This is a genomic window from Roseateles saccharophilus (assembly GCF_004342485.1).
In the GTDB taxonomy this organism is placed as follows: domain Bacteria; phylum Pseudomonadota; class Gammaproteobacteria; order Burkholderiales; family Burkholderiaceae_C; genus Pelomonas; species Pelomonas saccharophila.
In genome coordinates this window covers 1-15,878 of the sequence record NZ_SMBU01000065.1, presented here as the reverse complement: position 1 = coordinate 15,878, position 15,878 = coordinate 1, and the positions used below count along the sequence as shown (strand labels likewise).

General features: G+C 63.5%; 31 protein-coding genes. All 31 read left to right on the top strand.

Features of this window, described 5'->3' with window-relative positions:
- Positions 1-95, top strand: a 95-nt coding sequence (locus EV671_RS25715; RefSeq protein ID WP_472978369.1) for an EF-Tu C-terminal domain-related protein, incomplete at its 5' end; no start/stop codon positions are given.
- 64 nt (positions 96-159) lie between these two features.
- Positions 160-471 carry a 30S ribosomal protein S10 gene (rpsJ, locus tag EV671_RS25710; RefSeq protein ID WP_132576760.1) on the top strand — a complete coding sequence of 104 codons (312 nt, stop codon included), beginning with the start codon at positions 160-162 and terminating at the stop codon, positions 469-471.
- A 263-nt stretch (positions 472-734) separates the two neighbouring features.
- A complete protein-coding gene (rplC, locus tag EV671_RS25705; protein ID WP_132576759.1) occupies positions 735-1,406 on the top strand; it encodes a 50S ribosomal protein L3 in 672 nt (223 codons plus the stop codon).
- On the top strand, positions 1,406-2,026 hold the full coding sequence (rplD, locus tag EV671_RS25700; protein WP_132576758.1) for a 50S ribosomal protein L4: 621 nt from the start codon (positions 1,406-1,408) through the stop codon (positions 2,024-2,026). The genes rplC and rplD overlap by 1 nt, the downstream gene beginning before the upstream one ends.
- Positions 2,023-2,334, top strand: a complete 312-nt coding sequence (gene rplW / locus EV671_RS25695; RefSeq protein WP_132576757.1) for a 50S ribosomal protein L23 — start codon at positions 2,023-2,025, stop codon at positions 2,332-2,334. The genes rplD and rplW overlap by 4 nt, the downstream gene beginning before the upstream one ends.
- Positions 2,335-3,159 (top strand): 50S ribosomal protein L2, encoded by an 825-nt coding sequence (gene rplB / locus EV671_RS25690; RefSeq protein WP_132576756.1) that lies wholly within the window; start codon positions 2,335-2,337, stop codon positions 3,157-3,159. It abuts the gene before it with no gap.
- Positions 3,160-3,169: 10 nt separating this feature from the next.
- Positions 3,170-3,448, top strand: coding sequence for a 30S ribosomal protein S19 (gene rpsS, locus EV671_RS25685; protein WP_132576755.1), 279 nt, complete (start codon positions 3,170-3,172; stop codon positions 3,446-3,448).
- 11 nt (positions 3,449-3,459) lie between these two features.
- A complete protein-coding gene (gene rplV / locus EV671_RS25680) occupies positions 3,460-3,789 on the top strand; it encodes a 50S ribosomal protein L22 (protein WP_088484479.1) in 330 nt (109 codons plus the stop codon).
- Positions 3,790-3,803: 14 nt separating this feature from the next.
- Complete coding sequence (rpsC, locus tag EV671_RS25675; RefSeq protein WP_132576754.1) at positions 3,804-4,664, top strand: 30S ribosomal protein S3; 861 nt, start codon at positions 3,804-3,806, stop codon at positions 4,662-4,664.
- 2 nt (positions 4,665-4,666) lie between these two features.
- Complete coding sequence (rplP, locus tag EV671_RS25670) at positions 4,667-5,083, top strand: 50S ribosomal protein L16 (RefSeq protein ID WP_056194244.1); 417 nt, start codon at positions 4,667-4,669, stop codon at positions 5,081-5,083.
- A gap of 11 nt (positions 5,084-5,094) precedes the next feature.
- Positions 5,095-5,295 (top strand): 50S ribosomal protein L29, encoded by a 201-nt coding sequence (gene rpmC, locus EV671_RS25665; RefSeq protein WP_132576753.1) that lies wholly within the window; start codon positions 5,095-5,097, stop codon positions 5,293-5,295.
- The gene (rpsQ, locus tag EV671_RS25660; RefSeq protein WP_132576752.1) at positions 5,292-5,561 is read left to right on the top strand and encodes a 30S ribosomal protein S17; all 270 of its coding nucleotides are present in this window, start codon (positions 5,292-5,294) and stop codon (positions 5,559-5,561) included. Before rpmC ends, rpsQ begins: the two co-directional genes overlap by 4 nt.
- 93 nt (positions 5,562-5,654) lie before the next feature.
- On the top strand, positions 5,655-6,164 hold the full coding sequence (locus tag EV671_RS25655) for a peroxiredoxin (RefSeq protein ID WP_132576751.1): 510 nt from the start codon (positions 5,655-5,657) through the stop codon (positions 6,162-6,164).
- Positions 6,165-6,434: 270 nt separating this feature from the next.
- Complete coding sequence (gene rplN / locus EV671_RS25650) at positions 6,435-6,803, top strand: 50S ribosomal protein L14 (RefSeq protein ID WP_056194233.1); 369 nt, start codon at positions 6,435-6,437, stop codon at positions 6,801-6,803.
- 23 nt (positions 6,804-6,826) lie between these two features.
- Positions 6,827-7,141: a 50S ribosomal protein L24 gene (gene rplX, locus EV671_RS25645; RefSeq protein WP_132576750.1), complete on the top strand. Its 315-nt coding sequence runs from the start codon at positions 6,827-6,829 to the stop codon at positions 7,139-7,141.
- A 10-nt stretch (positions 7,142-7,151) separates the two neighbouring features.
- The gene (gene rplE, locus EV671_RS25640) at positions 7,152-7,691 is read left to right on the top strand and encodes a 50S ribosomal protein L5 (protein ID WP_132576749.1); all 540 of its coding nucleotides are present in this window, start codon (positions 7,152-7,154) and stop codon (positions 7,689-7,691) included.
- An 8-nt stretch (positions 7,692-7,699) separates the two neighbouring features.
- On the top strand, positions 7,700-8,005 hold the full coding sequence (gene rpsN / locus EV671_RS25635; RefSeq protein ID WP_132576748.1) for a 30S ribosomal protein S14: 306 nt from the start codon (positions 7,700-7,702) through the stop codon (positions 8,003-8,005).
- Between the two features lie 23 nt (positions 8,006-8,028).
- On the top strand, positions 8,029-8,424 hold the full coding sequence (gene rpsH / locus EV671_RS25630) for a 30S ribosomal protein S8 (RefSeq protein WP_056194221.1): 396 nt from the start codon (positions 8,029-8,031) through the stop codon (positions 8,422-8,424).
- An 18-nt stretch (positions 8,425-8,442) separates the two neighbouring features.
- A complete protein-coding gene (rplF, locus tag EV671_RS25625) occupies positions 8,443-8,976 on the top strand; it encodes a 50S ribosomal protein L6 (RefSeq protein WP_132576747.1) in 534 nt (177 codons plus the stop codon).
- 11 nt (positions 8,977-8,987) lie between these two features.
- Entirely contained in the window at positions 8,988-9,344 is a 357-nt protein-coding gene (rplR, locus tag EV671_RS25620) for a 50S ribosomal protein L18 (protein WP_132576746.1), read from the top strand.
- Between the two features lie 18 nt (positions 9,345-9,362).
- Entirely contained in the window at positions 9,363-9,881 is a 519-nt protein-coding gene (rpsE, locus tag EV671_RS25615) for a 30S ribosomal protein S5 (RefSeq protein ID WP_132576745.1), read from the top strand.
- A 20-nt stretch (positions 9,882-9,901) separates the two neighbouring features.
- Positions 9,902-10,084: a 50S ribosomal protein L30 gene (gene rpmD, locus EV671_RS25610; protein WP_056877725.1), complete on the top strand. Its 183-nt coding sequence runs from the start codon at positions 9,902-9,904 to the stop codon at positions 10,082-10,084.
- A 26-nt stretch (positions 10,085-10,110) separates the two neighbouring features.
- Positions 10,111-10,542 (top strand): 50S ribosomal protein L15, encoded by a 432-nt coding sequence (rplO, locus tag EV671_RS25605; RefSeq protein WP_132576744.1) that lies wholly within the window; start codon positions 10,111-10,113, stop codon positions 10,540-10,542.
- Positions 10,543-10,569: 27 nt separating this feature from the next.
- On the top strand, positions 10,570-11,880 hold the full coding sequence (gene secY, locus EV671_RS25600; RefSeq protein ID WP_132576743.1) for a preprotein translocase subunit SecY: 1,311 nt from the start codon (positions 10,570-10,572) through the stop codon (positions 11,878-11,880).
- A 54-nt stretch (positions 11,881-11,934) separates the two neighbouring features.
- A complete protein-coding gene (infA, locus tag EV671_RS25595; protein WP_011830996.1) occupies positions 11,935-12,153 on the top strand; it encodes a translation initiation factor IF-1 in 219 nt (72 codons plus the stop codon).
- A gap of 58 nt (positions 12,154-12,211) precedes the next feature.
- Positions 12,212-12,325, top strand: coding sequence for a 50S ribosomal protein L36 (gene rpmJ / locus EV671_RS25590; protein ID WP_056194202.1), 114 nt, complete (start codon positions 12,212-12,214; stop codon positions 12,323-12,325).
- Between the two features lie 30 nt (positions 12,326-12,355).
- Complete coding sequence (rpsM, locus tag EV671_RS25585) at positions 12,356-12,721, top strand: 30S ribosomal protein S13 (protein ID WP_132576742.1); 366 nt, start codon at positions 12,356-12,358, stop codon at positions 12,719-12,721.
- A 29-nt stretch (positions 12,722-12,750) separates the two neighbouring features.
- Entirely contained in the window at positions 12,751-13,155 is a 405-nt protein-coding gene (rpsK, locus tag EV671_RS25580) for a 30S ribosomal protein S11 (RefSeq protein ID WP_056194196.1), read from the top strand.
- 237 nt (positions 13,156-13,392) lie between these two features.
- Complete coding sequence (rpsD, locus tag EV671_RS25575) at positions 13,393-14,016, top strand: 30S ribosomal protein S4 (RefSeq protein WP_132576741.1); 624 nt, start codon at positions 13,393-13,395, stop codon at positions 14,014-14,016.
- Between the two features lie 139 nt (positions 14,017-14,155).
- Positions 14,156-15,145: a DNA-directed RNA polymerase subunit alpha gene (locus EV671_RS25570; RefSeq protein ID WP_056194188.1), complete on the top strand. Its 990-nt coding sequence runs from the start codon at positions 14,156-14,158 to the stop codon at positions 15,143-15,145.
- 208 nt (positions 15,146-15,353) lie between these two features.
- A complete protein-coding gene (gene rplQ, locus EV671_RS25565) occupies positions 15,354-15,743 on the top strand; it encodes a 50S ribosomal protein L17 (RefSeq protein WP_132576740.1) in 390 nt (129 codons plus the stop codon).
- Positions 15,744-15,878 lie beyond the last annotated feature (135 nt).

The following is a 15,878-nucleotide window of genomic DNA, read 5'->3' as shown; positions in this document are numbered from 1 at the left end:
TCGCGCCGATCGCGATGGAGCAGGGCCTGCGCTTCGCCATCCGTGAAGGTGGCCGCACCGTCGGTTCGGGCGTCGTCGCCACGATCCTCGAGTAATCACTGCGTGACATGCACCGGGCGGCTGCCGCCCGGTGCTCACCCCGCTCTTTAAGGAAACGTCATGCAAAAGCAAAAGATCCGCATCCGCCTGAAGGCGTTCGATTACAAGCTGATCGACCAGTCGGCCCTCGAGATCGTCGAAACCGCCAAACGCACCGGCGCCATCGTCAAGGGCCCCGTGCCCCTGCCGACTCGCCTGGAGCGTTTCGACATCCTGCGTTCGCCGCACGTCAACAAGACCAGCCGTGACCAGTTCGAGATCCGCACCCACCAGCGCCTGATGGACATCGTCGACCCGACCGACAAGACGGTCGACGCGCTGATGAAGCTCGACCTGCCGGCCGGCGTCGACGTCGAAATCAAGCTGCAGTAATTCCAGGCCTTCGGGCTTGCGATTCCAAGGCCCCGGCCCTGTCCTGACAGGCCGGGGCCTTGTTCGTTGGCATGTGTTTCGGTGCGGCGCTTGCATCGGGGCAATCCCTCAAGCTATACTCGCCAGCTTTTCCGGGCAAGGCTCATGCCTGCTCGGAGTTCGCGCAGCTCCATCTCGGTGGTGTTGCAAGGTCAGCCCGGCCAATCGATGTCGGGTGTTCGTAATGGCTTCGGTCGCGAGAGCGGTCGGGGCTGGAGAAAAACATGAGTCTGAGCAACCGTCTCGGTTTGCTGGGCCGCAAGGTGGGCATGATGCGCATCTTCACGGACGATGGCGATGCCATTCCCGTGACGGTGCTGGACGTGTCCAACAACCGCGTGACCCAGGTCAAGACCCAAGAGACCGACGGCTACAGCGCCATCCAGGTGGCGTTCGGTGCGCGCAAAGCTTCGCGCGTGACCAAGCCGGAAGCCGGCCACCTCGCCAAGGCGGGTGTCGAAGCCGGTCGAATCCTCAAGGAATTCCGCGTCGAAGCCGACGTCGCTGCCCAGTACAAGGCTGGCGCGACCGTTCCGGTGACGCTGTTCGCCGCCGGCCAACTGGTCGACGTGCAGGGCACGTCCATCGGTAAGGGCTTTGCCGGCACCATCAAGCGCCACAACTTCAGCTCGCAGCGCGCGTCGCACGGCAACAGCCGTTCGCACAACGTGCCGGGCTCGATCTCGATGGCGCAGGACCCGGGCCGTGTGTTCCCGGGCAAGAAGATGACCGGCCACATGGGCGACGAGACCGTCACCACCCAGAACCTGGACATCGTGCGCGTTGACGAAGCCCGTCAGCTGCTGCTGGTCCGCGGTGCGGTGCCGGGCGCCAAGAACGGCCACGTGGTCGTGCGCCCCGCCGTCAAGGTCAAGATCAAGAAGGGAGCCAACTGATGCAGCTCGAGCTCCTGAACGAGCAGGGTCAGGCCACCGCCAAGGTGGACGCGCCTGACACCGTCTTCGCTCGCGACTACAACGAAGCCCTGGTGCACCAGGTGGTCGTGGCCTTCCAGGCCAACGCCCGCCAAGGCACCCGTGCCCAGAAGGACCGTGAACAGGTCCATCACTCGACCAAGAAGCCTTTCCGCCAGAAGGGCACCGGCCGCGCTCGCGCCGGTATGACCTCGTCGCCGCTGTGGCGCGGGGGCGGTCGCATCTTCCCGAACCTGCCTGACGAGAACTTCTCGCACAAGCTGAACAAGAAGATGTACCGCGCCGGCATGGCTGCGATCCTGTCGCAGCTGGCCCGTGAAGGCCGCCTGGCCGTGGTGGATTCGATCTCGGTCGAAGCCCCCAAGACCAAGCTGCTGGCCGCCAAGTTCAAGGCCATGGGCCTGGACTCGGTGATGGTCATCGCCGACACCGTGGACGACAACCTGCTGCTGGCCTCGCGCAACCTGGCCAACGTGCTCGTCGTCGAGCCGCGCTACGCCGACCCCCTGTCGCTGGTCTTCTACAAGAAGGTGCTGGTGACCAAGGCTGCGGTCGAGCAACTCAAGGAGATGCTGGCATGAGCGTCACCAAGTATTCCGAAGGCCGCCTGGCCTCCGTGCTGCTCGCGCCCATCGTGTCCGAAAAGGCCACGCAAGTCGCCGAAAAGCACAACCAGGTGCTGTTCAAGGTCCTGCGCGACGCCACCAAGCCCGAGATCAAGGCCGCTGTTGAACTGATGTTCAAGGTCGAGGTCGAGTCGGTCAGCGTGGTCAACGTCAAGGGCAAGACCAAGCGCTTCGGTGGCCGTGCCGGCCGCCGTGACCATGTCAAGAAGGCCTACGTGGCCCTCAAGGCGGGTCAAGAACTCAATTTCGGGGAGGCCGCGTAAATGGCCATCGTCAAAGTCAAGCCGACCTCGCCCGGCCGCCGTGGCGTCGTCAAGGTGGTGCACAAGCACCTCCACAAGGGCGCACCCGAGGCCTCGCTGCTGGAGCCCCAGAAGCAGAAGTCCGGCCGTAACAACAACGGCCACATCACGATGCGTCACAAGGGTGGTGGTCACAAGCACCACTACCGTGTCGTGGACTTCAAGCGCAACAAGGACGGCATCCCCGCGAAGGTCGAGACCATCGAGTACGACCCGAACCGCACCGCCCACATCGCGCTGGTGTGCTACGCCGACGGCGAGCGCCGCTACGTGATCGCCCCGCGCGGTCTGGAAGTGGGCGCAACCCTGCTGAGCGGCGCCGAAGCGCCGATCAAGGCCGGCAACACGCTGCCCATCCGCAACATCCCGGTGGGTTCGACCATCCACTGCATCGAGCTGCTGCCCGGCAAGGGCGCCCAGATGATCCGTTCGGCCGGCGCTTCCGCTGTCCTGATGGCTCGTGAAGGCGTCTACGCCCAGGTCCGCCTGCGCTCCGGCGAAGTCCGCCGCGTGCACATCGACTGCCGCGCCACCATCGGTGAAGTGAGCAACGAAGAGCACAGCCTGCGTCAGTACGGCAAGGCCGGTGCGATCCGCTGGAAGGGTATCCGCCCGACCGTCCGCGGCGTCGCCATGAACCCGGTGGATCACCCGCACGGCGGCGGCGAAGGCCGCACCGGCGAAGGCCAGGTCCCGGTTTCGCCTTGGAACACGATGACCAAGGGCTATCGCACTCGCAACAACAAGCGCACGCAGACCTTCATCGTCTCGCGTCGCAAGAAGTAAGGGCTAGGCCATGACTCGCTCGCTGAAGAAAGGCCCCTTCGTCGACCATCACCTGATGGTCAAGGTCGACAAGGCTGTGGCCAACAAGGACAAGAAGCCCATCAAGACCTGGTCGCGTCGCTCCACGATCCTGCCCGAGTTCATCGGTCTGACGATCGCCGTGCACAACGGCAAGCAGCACGTGCCGGTCTATGTGTCCGACCAGATGGTCGGCCACAAGCTGGGTGAATTCGCACTGACCCGCACCTTCAAGGGCCACCCGGCCGACAAGAAGGCCGGGAAGAAGTAAGGATGCCGACGATGGAAACCAAAGCAATCGTTCGCGGCGTTCGCCTCTCGTGTGACAAGGGCCGCCTCGTGGCGGACATGATCCGCGGCAAGAAGGTGGACCACGCCCTCAACATCCTGACCTTCACCCAGAAGAAGGCGGCCCTGATCATCAAGAAGGCGCTGGAAAGCGCCATCGCCAACGCCGAGCACAACGACGGCGCTGACATCGATGAACTCAAGGTCACCTCGATCTACGTCGAACAGGGTGCCACGCTGAAGCGCTTCTCGGCTCGCGCCAAGGGCCGCGGCAACCGCATCAGCAAGCCCACCTGCCACATCTTCGTGGCTGTCGGCAACTAAGGCGCAAGAAGACTATGGGACAGAAAATCCATCCGGTTGGCTTCCGCCTTCCCGTCACCCGTAACTGGGCTTCGCGCTGGTACGCCAACAACCAGAACTTCGCCACGATGCTGGCCGAAGATCTGCAGGTGCGCGACTACCTGAAGGCCAAGCTCAAGAACGCCGCCGTCTCGCGCATCCTGATCGAGCGCCCCGCCAAGAACGCCCGCATCACGATCTTCTCGGCTCGTCCGGGCGTCGTGATCGGCAAGAAGGGCGAGGACATCGAAGCGCTGAAGGCCGAGCTGACCAAGCGTCTGGGCGTGCCCGTCGCGGTCAACATCGAAGAAGTGCGCAAGCCTGAAGTCGATGCCCAACTGATCGCCGACTCGATCACCCAGCAGCTCGAGAAGCGCATCATGTTCCGCCGCGCCATGAAGCGTGCGATGCAGAACGCCATGCGACTCGGTGCCCAGGGCATCAAGATCATGTCGGCCGGTCGCCTGAACGGCATCGAAATCGCTCGCACCGAGTGGTATCGCGAAGGTCGTGTGCCCCTGCACACCCTGAAGGCCGACATCGACTACGGCTTCTCCGAAGCCAAGACCACCTATGGCGTCATCGGCGTCAAGGTCTGGGTCTACCGCGGTGACCGCCTGGCCAATGGCGAGGCACCGGTCATCAACACCCCCGCAGGCGCCGAAGACGATCGTCGCCCGCGCCGTAACGCCCGTCCGGGCGCTCCCGGTGGCCGTGGCCGCCCGGGTGGCGACCGTGGCCCGCGTGACGGAGCAGACCAGCCCGCTGCCGCCGCCCCCGCGGGTGACGCAGCCAAGCCCGCCGCCAAGCGCGTGATCCGCAAGGCTCCCGCCGCCGGTGAGGCCAAAGGAGAATAAACATGCTGCAACCCGCTCGTCGTAAATACCGCAAGGAGCAGAAGGGCCGCAACACCGGTGTTGCGACCCGAGGCGCCGCGGTGTCTTTCGGTGATTTCGGCCTGAAGGCCACCGAGCGCGGCCGCCTGACGGCCCGCCAGATCGAAGCGGCTCGCCGCGCGATCTCGCGCCACATCAAGCGTGGCGGCCGGATCTTCATCCGCGTCTTCCCGGACAAGCCCATCTCGCAAAAGCCTGCCGAAGTCCGTATGGGTAACGGCAAGGGCAATCCGGAGTACTACGTCGCCGAGATCCAGCCGGGCAAGGTGATCTACGAGGTCAACGGCGTTCCCGAGCAACTGGCTCGTGAGGCGTTCACGCTGGCCGCAGCCAAGCTGCCCCTGCGTTGCACCTTCGTGGCCCGCCAGGTCGGTACCTGAGGAAGGACACCATGAAAGCATCTGAACTCCGCACCAAGGACGTCGCTGCCCTCGAAAAGGAAGTGACGGACCTGCTGAAGGCCCACTTCGGCCTGCGCATGCAAAAGGCCACCCAGCAGCTGACCAATCACAGCCAGCTGGGCAAGACCCGCCGCGACATCGCGCGTGCCAAGACCGTTCTGGCACAAAAGAAGAAGGAGGCCACGAAATGACTGAGGCCCAAGTGAAGAACACCCGCACCCTGGTGGGTCGCGTGGTCAGCGACAAGCGCGCCAAGACGGTCACCGTCCTGGTCGAGCGTCGCGCCAAGCACGAGCTCTACGGCAAGATCGTGGCCCGTTCCCGCAAGTACCACGCCCACGACGAAAAGGGCGAGTACAAGATGGGCGACGTGGTCGAGATCAGCGAAGGCCGTCCGATCTCCAAGACCAAGAGCTGGGTCGTGACCCGCCTGGTCGAGAAGGCCGAGATCGTCTAAAGACGCCGGTCGCATGACCGCTGTACAACCGGCACGCTGGGCAACTGGCGTGCCGGTTTTTCGCTTGAAGAACACTCATCAAGGAGCGACACCATGATCAAGGTTGGCGACAAGCTGCCCGCGGGCAGCCTGCAGGAATTCATCGAAGTGGAAGGCGAGGGCTGCTCGCTCGGCCCCAACAGCTTCGACATCGAGAAGGCCACGGCCGGCAAGACCATCGCCCTCTTCGCGCTGCCCGGTGCCTTCACGCCGACCTGCTCGGCCAAGCATGTGCCCGGCTATGTCGAGTCCTCCGAGGCTCTGAAGGCGGCTGGCATCGACGAGATCTGGTGCGTGTCGGTCAACGACGCCTTCGTCATGGGCGCCTGGGGGCGTGACCAGAAGACTGCCGGCAAGGTGCGCATGATGGCCGACGGCAGCGCCGCCTTCGCCCAGGCCATGGGGCTGACGCTGGACCTGACCGCCAAGGGCATGGGCCTGCGCTCGCAGCGCTATTCCATGCTGGTCAAGGATGGCGTCGTCAAGACGCTGAACGTCGAAGGCCCCGGCAAGTTCGAGGTCAGCGACGCTGCGACGATGCTGGCCCAGGCCAAGTCCGCGTGATGCGCCCTGGTCGAGTCGGCTCAGCCGGCTCGCTGGGTCGCATCGCCGGGCCTGCAAAAACTTCTGCGCAAGGCATTGACGGCCCAAGGGTTCTCACTGCATAATGCGCAGCTTCGCCGAACGCTAGGCACATGAGCAATGTGCTGTGGCCTCGGATTCGCCCTCAACCGTCGGGCGGCAAGCGGTGCAATGCCTCGAGCCGACTGACTTACGGGCCCAAGACTGACCGATTCGCGCGCAGGTGTGTTTCGGGACAAGTTGGGGACAGACATGATCCAAATGCAATCGCGGCTTGATGTCGCGGACAACACTGGCGCCAAGTCCGTTCAGTGCATCAAGGTGCTGGGCGGCTCCAAGCGTCGCTACGCCCACATCGGCGACATCATCAAGGTCAGCATCAAGGAAGCTGCTCCGCGTGGTCGCGTGAAGAAGGGCGAGGTCTACAGCGCCGTGGTCGTTCGTACCGCCAAGGGCGTGCGTCGCCAGGACGGCTCGCTCGTCAAGTTCGACGGCAATGCCGCCGTGCTGCTCAACGCCAAGCTCGAACCCATCGGCACCCGCATCTTCGGCCCGGTCACGCGTGAACTGCGTACCGAGCGCTTCATGAAGATCGTGTCGCTGGCGCCCGAGGTGCTCTGAGCCCCCACTGTCTGAGGTAAGCCATGAACAAGATCCGTACCGGCGACCAGGTCATCGTGTTGACCGGCCGCGACAAGGGCAAGCGCGGCACCGTGACCGCGCGCGCTGACGAAGACCATGTGGTCGTCGATGGCGTCAATGTCGTCAAGAAGCACGTCAAGCCCAACCCCATGAAGGGCACCACCGGCGGCGTCGTCGACAAGACCATGCCGATCCATCAATCCAACGTGGCGATTTTCAACGCCGCTTCCGGCAAGGCCGATCGCGTGGGCGTCAAGCTCGTCGACGGCAAGCGGGTGCGCGTCTTCAAGTCGACCGGCGAAGAGATCAAGGCTTAAGAGGTCCGACATGGCTCGTCTGCAAACGCATTACCGCGAAAAAATCGTGCCCGGCCTGGTCGAGAAGTTCGGCTACAAGTCGGTCATGGAGGTGCCCCGCATCACCAAGATCACGCTCAACATGGGCGTGAGCGAGGCGGTCGCCGACAAGAAGGTCATGGATCACGCCGTTGGCGACCTGACCAAGATCGCCGGCCAGAAGCCCGTGGTCACCAAGTCCAAGAAGGCCATCGCCGGCTTCAAGATCCGTGACGGCGTGCCCATCGGTGCGATGGTCACCCTGCGTGGCGTCCAGATGTACGAATTCCTGGACCGCTTCGTGACGATCGCGCTGCCGCGCGTTCGCGACTTCCGTGGTATCTCCGGCCGCTCTTTCGACGGTCGTGGCAACTACAACATCGGCGTCAAAGAGCAAATCATCTTCCCCGAGATCGAGTACGACAAGGTGGATGCTCTGCGTGGTCTGAACATCAGCATCACGACGACTGCCAAGACGGACGACGAAGCCAAGGCTCTGCTGGCTGCGTTCAAGTTTCCGTTCAAGAACTGAGGTGACCCGTGGCAAAACTCTCGATCAAACAACGTGAGCTGAAGCGCGAGGCGCTGGTCGCCAAGTTCGCCAAGAAGTACGCGGAACTGAGGGCCATCATCGACGACGGCAAGAAGTCCGAGGAAGAGCGCTACGCCGCCCGCCTCGAACTGCAAAAGCTGCCCCGCAACGCCTACCCGACTCGCCTGCGCAACCGCTGCGAGCTGACCGGTCGTCCGCGCGGCACCTTCCGCAAGTTCGGCCTGGCCCGTAACAAGATCCGTGAACTGGCCTTCAAGGGCGACATCCCCGGTGTCGTCAAGGCCAGCTGGTAATCGGCCGACAGGAGTAATCGCAAATGAGCATGAGTGATCCCATCGCCGATATGCTGACCCGCATCCGTAACGCGCAGATCGTCGAGAAGACGAGCGTTGCCATGCCGTCGTCCAAGCTGAAGGTGGCGATTGCCAAGGTCCTGAAGGACGAAGGCTATATCGACGACTTCGCCGTCCGCGGCGAAGCAGCTCGGCCCGAGCTGGAAATCGCGCTGAAGTACTACGCCGGCCGCCCGGTCATCGAGCGCATCGAGCGTGTCAGCCGCCCCGGCCTGCGCATCTACAAGGGCCGCCACGACATTCCTCAGGTCATGAATGGCCTGGGCGTCGCGATCGTCACGACCCCGCAAGGCGTCATGACGGACCGCAAGGCGCGCGCTGCCGGCATCGGTGGCGAAGTGCTCTGCTACGTCGCCTAAGCGAAGGAGTAGGAAACAATGTCCCGCGTTGGAAAAATGCCGGTCAACGTCCCGCAAGGCGTGGACGTGACCATCGGCGCTGAGGCCATCAGCGTCAAGGGCTCGCTCGGCACGCTGGTGCGTCCGGCGAACAAGCTCGTCACCGTCAAGAACGAAGCCGGCAAGCTGAGCTTCGCGCCCACGAACGAATCGGCCGAAGCCGATGCGATGAGCGGCACGATGCGTGCGCTGGTGGCCAATATGGTCAACGGCGTCAGCAAGGGCTTCGAGAAGAAGCTGAACCTGGTTGGTGTGGGTTTCCGCGCTCAGGCCCAGGGCCAGAAGCTCAACCTGCAGATCGGTTTCTCTCACCCGGTGGTGAAGGACATGCCGGCCGGCATCAAGGTCGAGTGCCCCACCCAGACGGAAATCATCATCAAGGGTGCCGACCGCCAGGTCGTCGGCCAGATCGCCGCCGAGGTGCGCGCCTTCCGTCCGCCCGAGCCCTACAAGGGCAAGGGTATCCGTTACTCGGATGAGAAGGTCTCCCTCAAAGAGACCAAGAAGAAGTAAGGAGCCGCGCCATGATGACCAAGAAAGAACAACGCCTGCGTCGTTCGCGCCAGACCCGTGCTCGCATCGCGATCCAGCGCGTGGCCCGTCTGACCGTGTTGCGCTCCAACACCCACATCTACGCCCAAGTCATTTCCGAAGACGGCACCCGCGTGCTGGCCTCGGCCTCCACGGTCGAGAAGGAAGTGCGCGAACAGCTGAGCAATGGCGGCAACGTCGCCGCTGCGGCGCTGATCGGCAAGCGCATCGCCGAGAAGGCCAAGGCCGCCGGCGTCGAGAAGGTCGCGTTCGACCGTGCTGGTTTCGCCTACCACGGCCGCGTCAAGGCGCTGGCCGAGGCCGCCCGCGAAGCCGGTCTGCAGTTCTGACGCATCAAGGAATACGAAATGGCAAAGTTTCAACCCCGCGCGCAGACCGAAGGCAATGACGACGGCCTGAAGGAAAAGATGATCGCGGTGAACCGCGTGACCAAGGTGGTGAAGGGTGGCCGCACGCTGTCCTTCGCGGCGCTGACCGTGGTCGGTGACGGCGATGGCCGCATCGGCATGGGCAAGGGCAAGGCCAAGGAAGTGCCGGTCGCGGTGCAGAAGGCCATGGAATCGGCCCGCCGCAACATGGTCAAGGTTCAGCTGAAGAACGGCACCATCCACCACAACGTGGTGGGCGAGCACGGTGCGGCTCACGTCATCATGGCTCCGGCGCCTGCCGGTACCGGCGTCATCGCCGGCGGCCCGATGCGCGCCGTCTTCGAAGTGATGGGTGTGACCGACATCGTGACCAAGAGCCACGGTTCGACCAACCCTTACAACATGGTCCGCGCCACGCTGGACGCTCTTAAGCGTTCCACGACGGCGTCGGAAGTCGCTGCCAAGCGCGGCAAGACGGTTGAAGAAATCTTCAACTGACGCCCGGAGCGGAGCACAAGATGTCTGACAAGAAAACCGTGACGGTCAAGCTGGTGCGCAGCCCCATCGGCTGCCGCGCCTCGCACCGTGCCACCGTGGTCGGCCTGGGTCTGCGCAAGCTGAACAGCCAGAGCACGCTGGAAGACACGCCCGCCGTGCGCGGCATGATCAACAAGATCGCCTATCTGGTGCAGGTGCTGTAAGCGCCGTGCACACTGAGGACAAGACGATGGAACTCAACACGATCAAGCCCGCTGAGGGCGCCAAGCATGCCAAGCGCCGTGTCGGCCGTGGCATCGGCTCGGGCCTGGGCAAGACCGCAGGTCGCGGTCACAAGGGCCAGAAGTCCCGCGCCGGCGGCTACCACAAGGTCGGCTTCGAAGGCGGCCAGATGCCGCTGCAGCGCCGCCTGCCCAAGCGCGGCTTCAAGTCGCTGACGCTGAAGTACAACGCCGAGATCACGCTGTCGGACCTGCAAGTCCTGGCCGGCGACGAGATCGACGTGTCGACGCTGAAGGCTGTCGGCCTGGTGCCCCAACTGGCCAAGTCGGTCAAGGTCATCCTGTCTGGCGCCATCGAGCGCAAGGTCACGCTGAAGGGCGTGAACGCCACGAAGGGCGCCAAGGCGGCCATCGAGGCGGCGGGCGGCTCGGTCGCTTAAATCCAGTCCACAAGGAACTGACTCAGCGTGGCTACCAACGCGAATCAGCTGGCCAAGAGCGGTAAGTTCGGCGACCTGCGTCGCCGGCTTGTGTTCCTGCTGCTGGCTCTGGTCGTCTACCGCATCGGGGCGCATATCCCCGTGCCCGGTATCGACCCGAACCAGCTGGCCCAATTCTTCAAGGGTCAGGCGGGTGGCATCCTGAGCCTGTTCAACATGTTCTCGGGCGGTGCGCTGTCGCGCTTCACCGTGTTCGCGTTGGGCATCACGCCCTACATCTCGGCTTCCATCGTCATTCAGCTGATGACCTACGTCGTCCCGACGCTGGAGCAGCTGAAGAAGGAAGGCGAGGCGGGTCGGCGCAAGATCACGCAGTACACCCGCTACGGCACGCTGGGCCTGGCGCTGTTCCAGAGCCTGTCGATCGCGCTGGCGCTGGAAGGCTCGGCCGGCCTGGTGATCAACCCGGGCTTCGGCTTCCGCCTGACGGCCGTGTCCAGCCTGGTGGCCGGCACGATGTTCCTGATGTGGCTGGGTGAGCAGATCACCGAGCGCGGCCTGGGCAACGGCATCTCGATCCTGATCTTCGGCGGTATCGCCGCGGGTCTGCCGGGTGCGATTGGCGGCCTGTTCGAGCTGGTGCGTACCGGTGCGATGGGCTACGGCTCCGCGATCTTCGTGATCGCCGTCGTGATCGCCGTGACCTTCGGTGTCGTGTTCGTCGAACGCGGCCAGCGCAAGATCCTGGTGAACTATGCCAAGCGCCAGGTCGGCAACAAGGTCTACGGCGGCCAGTCGTCGCACCTGCCCCTGAAGCTGAACATGTCGGGCGTGATTCCGCCGATTTTCGCCTCGTCCATCATCCTGCTGCCGACGACGGTGGTGAGCTGGTTCGCGACCGGTGACGGCCTGCGTTGGTTGAAGGATCTGGCAGACATGGTCCGCCCCGGTCAGCCGATCTACGTGCTGCTGTATTCGGCTGCGATCGTGTTCTTCTGCTTCTTCTACACGGCGCTGGTGTTCAACAGCCGTGAGACGGCCGACAACCTGAAGAAGAGCGGCGCGTTCATCCCCGGCATCCGCCCGGGCGAGCAGACCGCCAAGCACATCGACAAGATCCTGTCGCGACTGACGCTGGCTGGTGCGATCTACATCACACTGGTCTGTCTGTTGCCCGAGTTCCTGACGCTGAAGTACAACGTGCCGTTCTACTTCGGTGGCACGTCCCTGTTGATCATCGTCGTCGTGACGATGGACTTCTGGGCCCAGGTGCAGAGCTACATCATGAGTCAGCAGTACGAATCGCTGCTGAAGAAGGCCAGCTTCAAGCCCAACTGAGGGCTGCGAGCTGTTCTAAGGAAAAATTTGTTTTAACCCACACGAAGATTTGGCATGTCGAAAGACGACGTCATCCAGATGCAGGGCGAGATTCTGGAGAACCTCCCCAACGCTACTTTTCGTGTGAAGTTAGAAAACGGGCATGTCGTCCTCGGACACATCTCCGGCAAGATGCGGATGCACTACATCCGCATCCTTCCCGGCGACAAAGTGACTGTGGAATTGACACCCTACGATTTGAGTCGTGCTCGCATCGTGTTCCGGGCGAAGTGAGCTGTTTGAACCCCCGGACGCGTGAAGAGCGCATAAGAGTTAGGCCAAGGAGCAGACCATGAAAGTTTCGGCATCCGTGAAGCAGATGTGCCGCAATTGCAAGATCATCCGCCGCAAGGGCGTGGTGCGTGTGATCTGCACCGACCCGCGCCACAAGCAGCGCCAGGGCTGATTGGCCGCACGACAGGACTAGAGGACCACCATGGCACGTATTGCTGGTATCAACATTCCGCCGCAAAAGCACACTGAGATCGGTCTGACCTCGATCTACGGCATTGGCCGTACGACCGCCCAGAAGATCTGCACGACCTGCGGCATTCCGTTCGAAAAGAAGGTCAAGGACCTGACCGACGGCGATCTCGAAAAGATCCGTGACGAGGTCAACAAGCTGACCATCGAAGGCGATCTGCGCCGTGAGCAGTCCATCAACATCAAGCGTCTGATGGACCTCGGCTGCTACCGTGGCTTCCGTCATCGCCGTGGCCTGCCGATGCGCGGCCAGCGTACCCGCACGAACGCCCGCACCCGCAAGGGTCCGCGCAAGTCGGCGGCGACCGGCAAGAAGTGATCGCGGCACCGAACTGAAAGAAGGTCAATATGGCAAAGGCTCCCAACAATTCGGCGGCTCAGCGCGTTCGCAAGAAGGTCCGCAAGAATGTCGCTGACGGCATCGCGCACGTCCACGCCTCGTTCAACAACACCATCATCACCATCACCGACCGTCAAGGCGGCGCCCTGTCCTGGGCTTCGTCGGGTGGTCAGGGCTTCAAGGGCTCGCGCAAGTCGACCCCCTTCGCAGCCCAGGTGGCGGCTGAAGTGGCTGGCCGTGCCGCTCAAGAGCAGGGCATCAAGAACCTGGACGTCAAGATCAAGGGCCCCGGCCCGGGTCGCGAATCGTCGGTGCGTGCCCTGGCTGCGCTCGGCATCCGAATCAACTCGATCTCCGACGTGACGCCGGTGCCGCACAACGGCTGCCGTCCGCAGAAGCGTCGTCGCATCTAAGCTCCGACATCTGAGACCGTTCACCCTCCGGTGACAGGGATATTGCAGATTCGGATGACAGTGCGATAATCGCGCGTTTTCCCGGAGCCGGCGGGCACTTTGTGCCGCGCCGGCTTCAGTCTTGAGTCGGCTTCTTTTTGAAGTCGAGCTCATAAGCCCACCGTCCAAGCCCACAACAACACCGGCTGGACTCGCGTCAGGCAAGCCCTGGCGTCAGATTGAACAAGGACACTCAAAGTGGCACGCTACCTCGGCCCCAAGGCCAAACTTTCCCGCCGCGAAGGCACCGACCTCTATCTGAAGAGCGCCCGCCGCGCCATCAGCGACAAGGCGAAGTTCGACAGCAAGCCCGGCCAGCACGGCCGCACCTCGGGCCAGCGCACCAGCGACTTCGGCCTGCAGCTGCGCGAAAAGCAGAAGGTCAAGCGCATGTACGGCGTGCTGGAGCGCCAGTTCCGCCGCTACTTCGCCGAGGCCGAGCGCCGCAAGGGCTCGACCGGCGTGAACCTGCTGCAACTGCTGGAATCGCGCCTGGACAACGTCGTCTACCGCATGGGCTTCGGCTCCACCCGCGCAGAAGCCCGTCAGCTGGTTTCGCACAAGGGCGTGACCGTGAACGGCGAGGTCGTCAACATCGCCTCCTACCTGGTCAAGGCCGGTGACACCGTCGCCGTGCGCGAAAAGGCCAAGAAGCAGCTGCGCGTGACCGACGCCTTCAAGCTGGCCGATTCCATCGGTCTGCCGGCCTGGGTGGCCGTCGACGGCACGAAGCTGGAAGGCGTGTTCAAGAAGGCCCCGGACCGCGACGAGTTCGGTGCCGAGATCAACGAATCGCTGATCGTCGAGTTGTACTCGCGTTAATCGTTCCCCCCGCCGGCCACGCTCGCAAGAGCGCGGCCGGCGTTTCCTCGTCCGGGCTTAGTCGCCCTTCGAAGGCTCTGCCCGGCTGGTCCTCAGCCTTATCGGTGTAACGAACCGAGGGTATTGAAAGAAAGACCTCATGCAAACCAACTTGCTCAAACCCAAGTCCATCAACGTGGAGCCCCTGGGCGGTCATCGCGCCAAGGTCACGCTGGAGCCGTTCGAACGCGGCTACGGTCACACCCTGGGCAATGCCCTGCGCCGTGTGCTGCTCTCGTCGATGGTGGGTTATGCGCCGACGGAAGTGACGATCGCCGGCGTGCTGCACGAGTACTCGGCCATCGATGGCGTGCAAGAGGACGTGGTTCACATCATGCTGAACCTCAAGGGTGTCGTCTTCCGCCTGCACAACCGTGAAGAAGTGACCCTGGTCCTGCGCAAGGAAGGCGAAGGCCCCGTCACCGCGGCCGACATCCAGACCCCGCACGACGTCGAGATCATCAACCCCGAGCACGTCATCGCCCACCTGTCGCAAGGCGGCAAGCTCGACATGCAGATCAAGGTCGAGAAGGGCCGCGGCTACGTGCCCGGCACGATGCGCCGCTTCGGCGACGAGCCGACCAAGAGCATCGGCCGCATCGTCCTCGACGCCTCGTTCTCGCCCGTCAAGCGCGTCAGCTACGCCGTCGAGAACGCCCGTGTCGAGCAGCGTACCGACCTGGACAAGCTGGTCATGGAGATCGAAACCAACGGCGCCATCTCGCCCGAGGAAGCGATCCGTGCCTCGGCCAAGATCCTCGTCGAACAGCTCGCCGTGTTCGCGCAGCTGCAGGGCACCGACCTGGTCGATGCCTTCGACCAGCCGGCCCAGCGTTCCAGCAGCTTCGACCCGATCCTGCTGCGCCCGGTCGACGAGCTCGAACTGACCGTGCGTTCGGCCAACTGCCTGAAGGCCGAAAACATCTACTACATCGGCGACCTGATCCAGCGCACCGAAACCGAGCTGCTGAAGACCCCCAACCTGGGTCGCAAGTCGCTCAACGAGATCAAGGAAGTCCTGGCTTCCCGCGGCCTCACGCTGGGCGCCCGCCTCGAGAACTGGCCTCCGCAAGGTCTCGACAAGCGTTGAGAAATTAGCCCACCCCCTACCGGCTTCGCCGGCCCCCTAAGGGGGCGCACTGAGTGGCCTGGCAAAGCCAGTTCCACCAGTGCGGCCGAGTCGGTCGGGGGCGTGGCGAGAGTTTTTGAAATGGCCAAGGTGTTGACAAGCCTTGGTCGGTGCACCCGCCAGTACCTGATCCGGCTGGCGGCATTAACGAAGTGAAAGGAATAGCACCATGCGTCACCGTAACGGCCTCCGCAAACTCAATCGCACCAGCGCCCACCGCGCTGCGATGCTGCGCAATATGTGCGTTTCGCTGCTGCAGCACGAAGCCATCAAGACCACGGTCCCCAAGGCCAAGGAACTGCGCCGCGTCGTCGAGCCTCTGATCACGCTCGCCAAGGAGCCCACGCTGGCCAACCGCCGCCTGGCTTTCGACCGCCTGCGCGACCGCGACATCGTCAGCAAGCTCTTCAACGAACTGGGCCCGCGTTTCGCGGCTCGCCCGGGCGGCTACACCCGCATCCTGAAGATGGGCTTCCGCGTCGGCGACAACGCGCCCATGGCCTTCGTCGAACTGGTGGACCGCCCCGAAGGCGAGACCGCCGGCGAGGCCGCCGAATAAGCTCAGCCCGCGCTGATCTGCAAAGCCCGCCTCGAGCGGGCTTTTTTGTGCGCCCAGCATGGGCGCACTCTTGCGGGTGCAAGTCCCGCCGTAAGTTGGTCACGACGAACGAAGCAAAGCGCAACTGCACGAGGG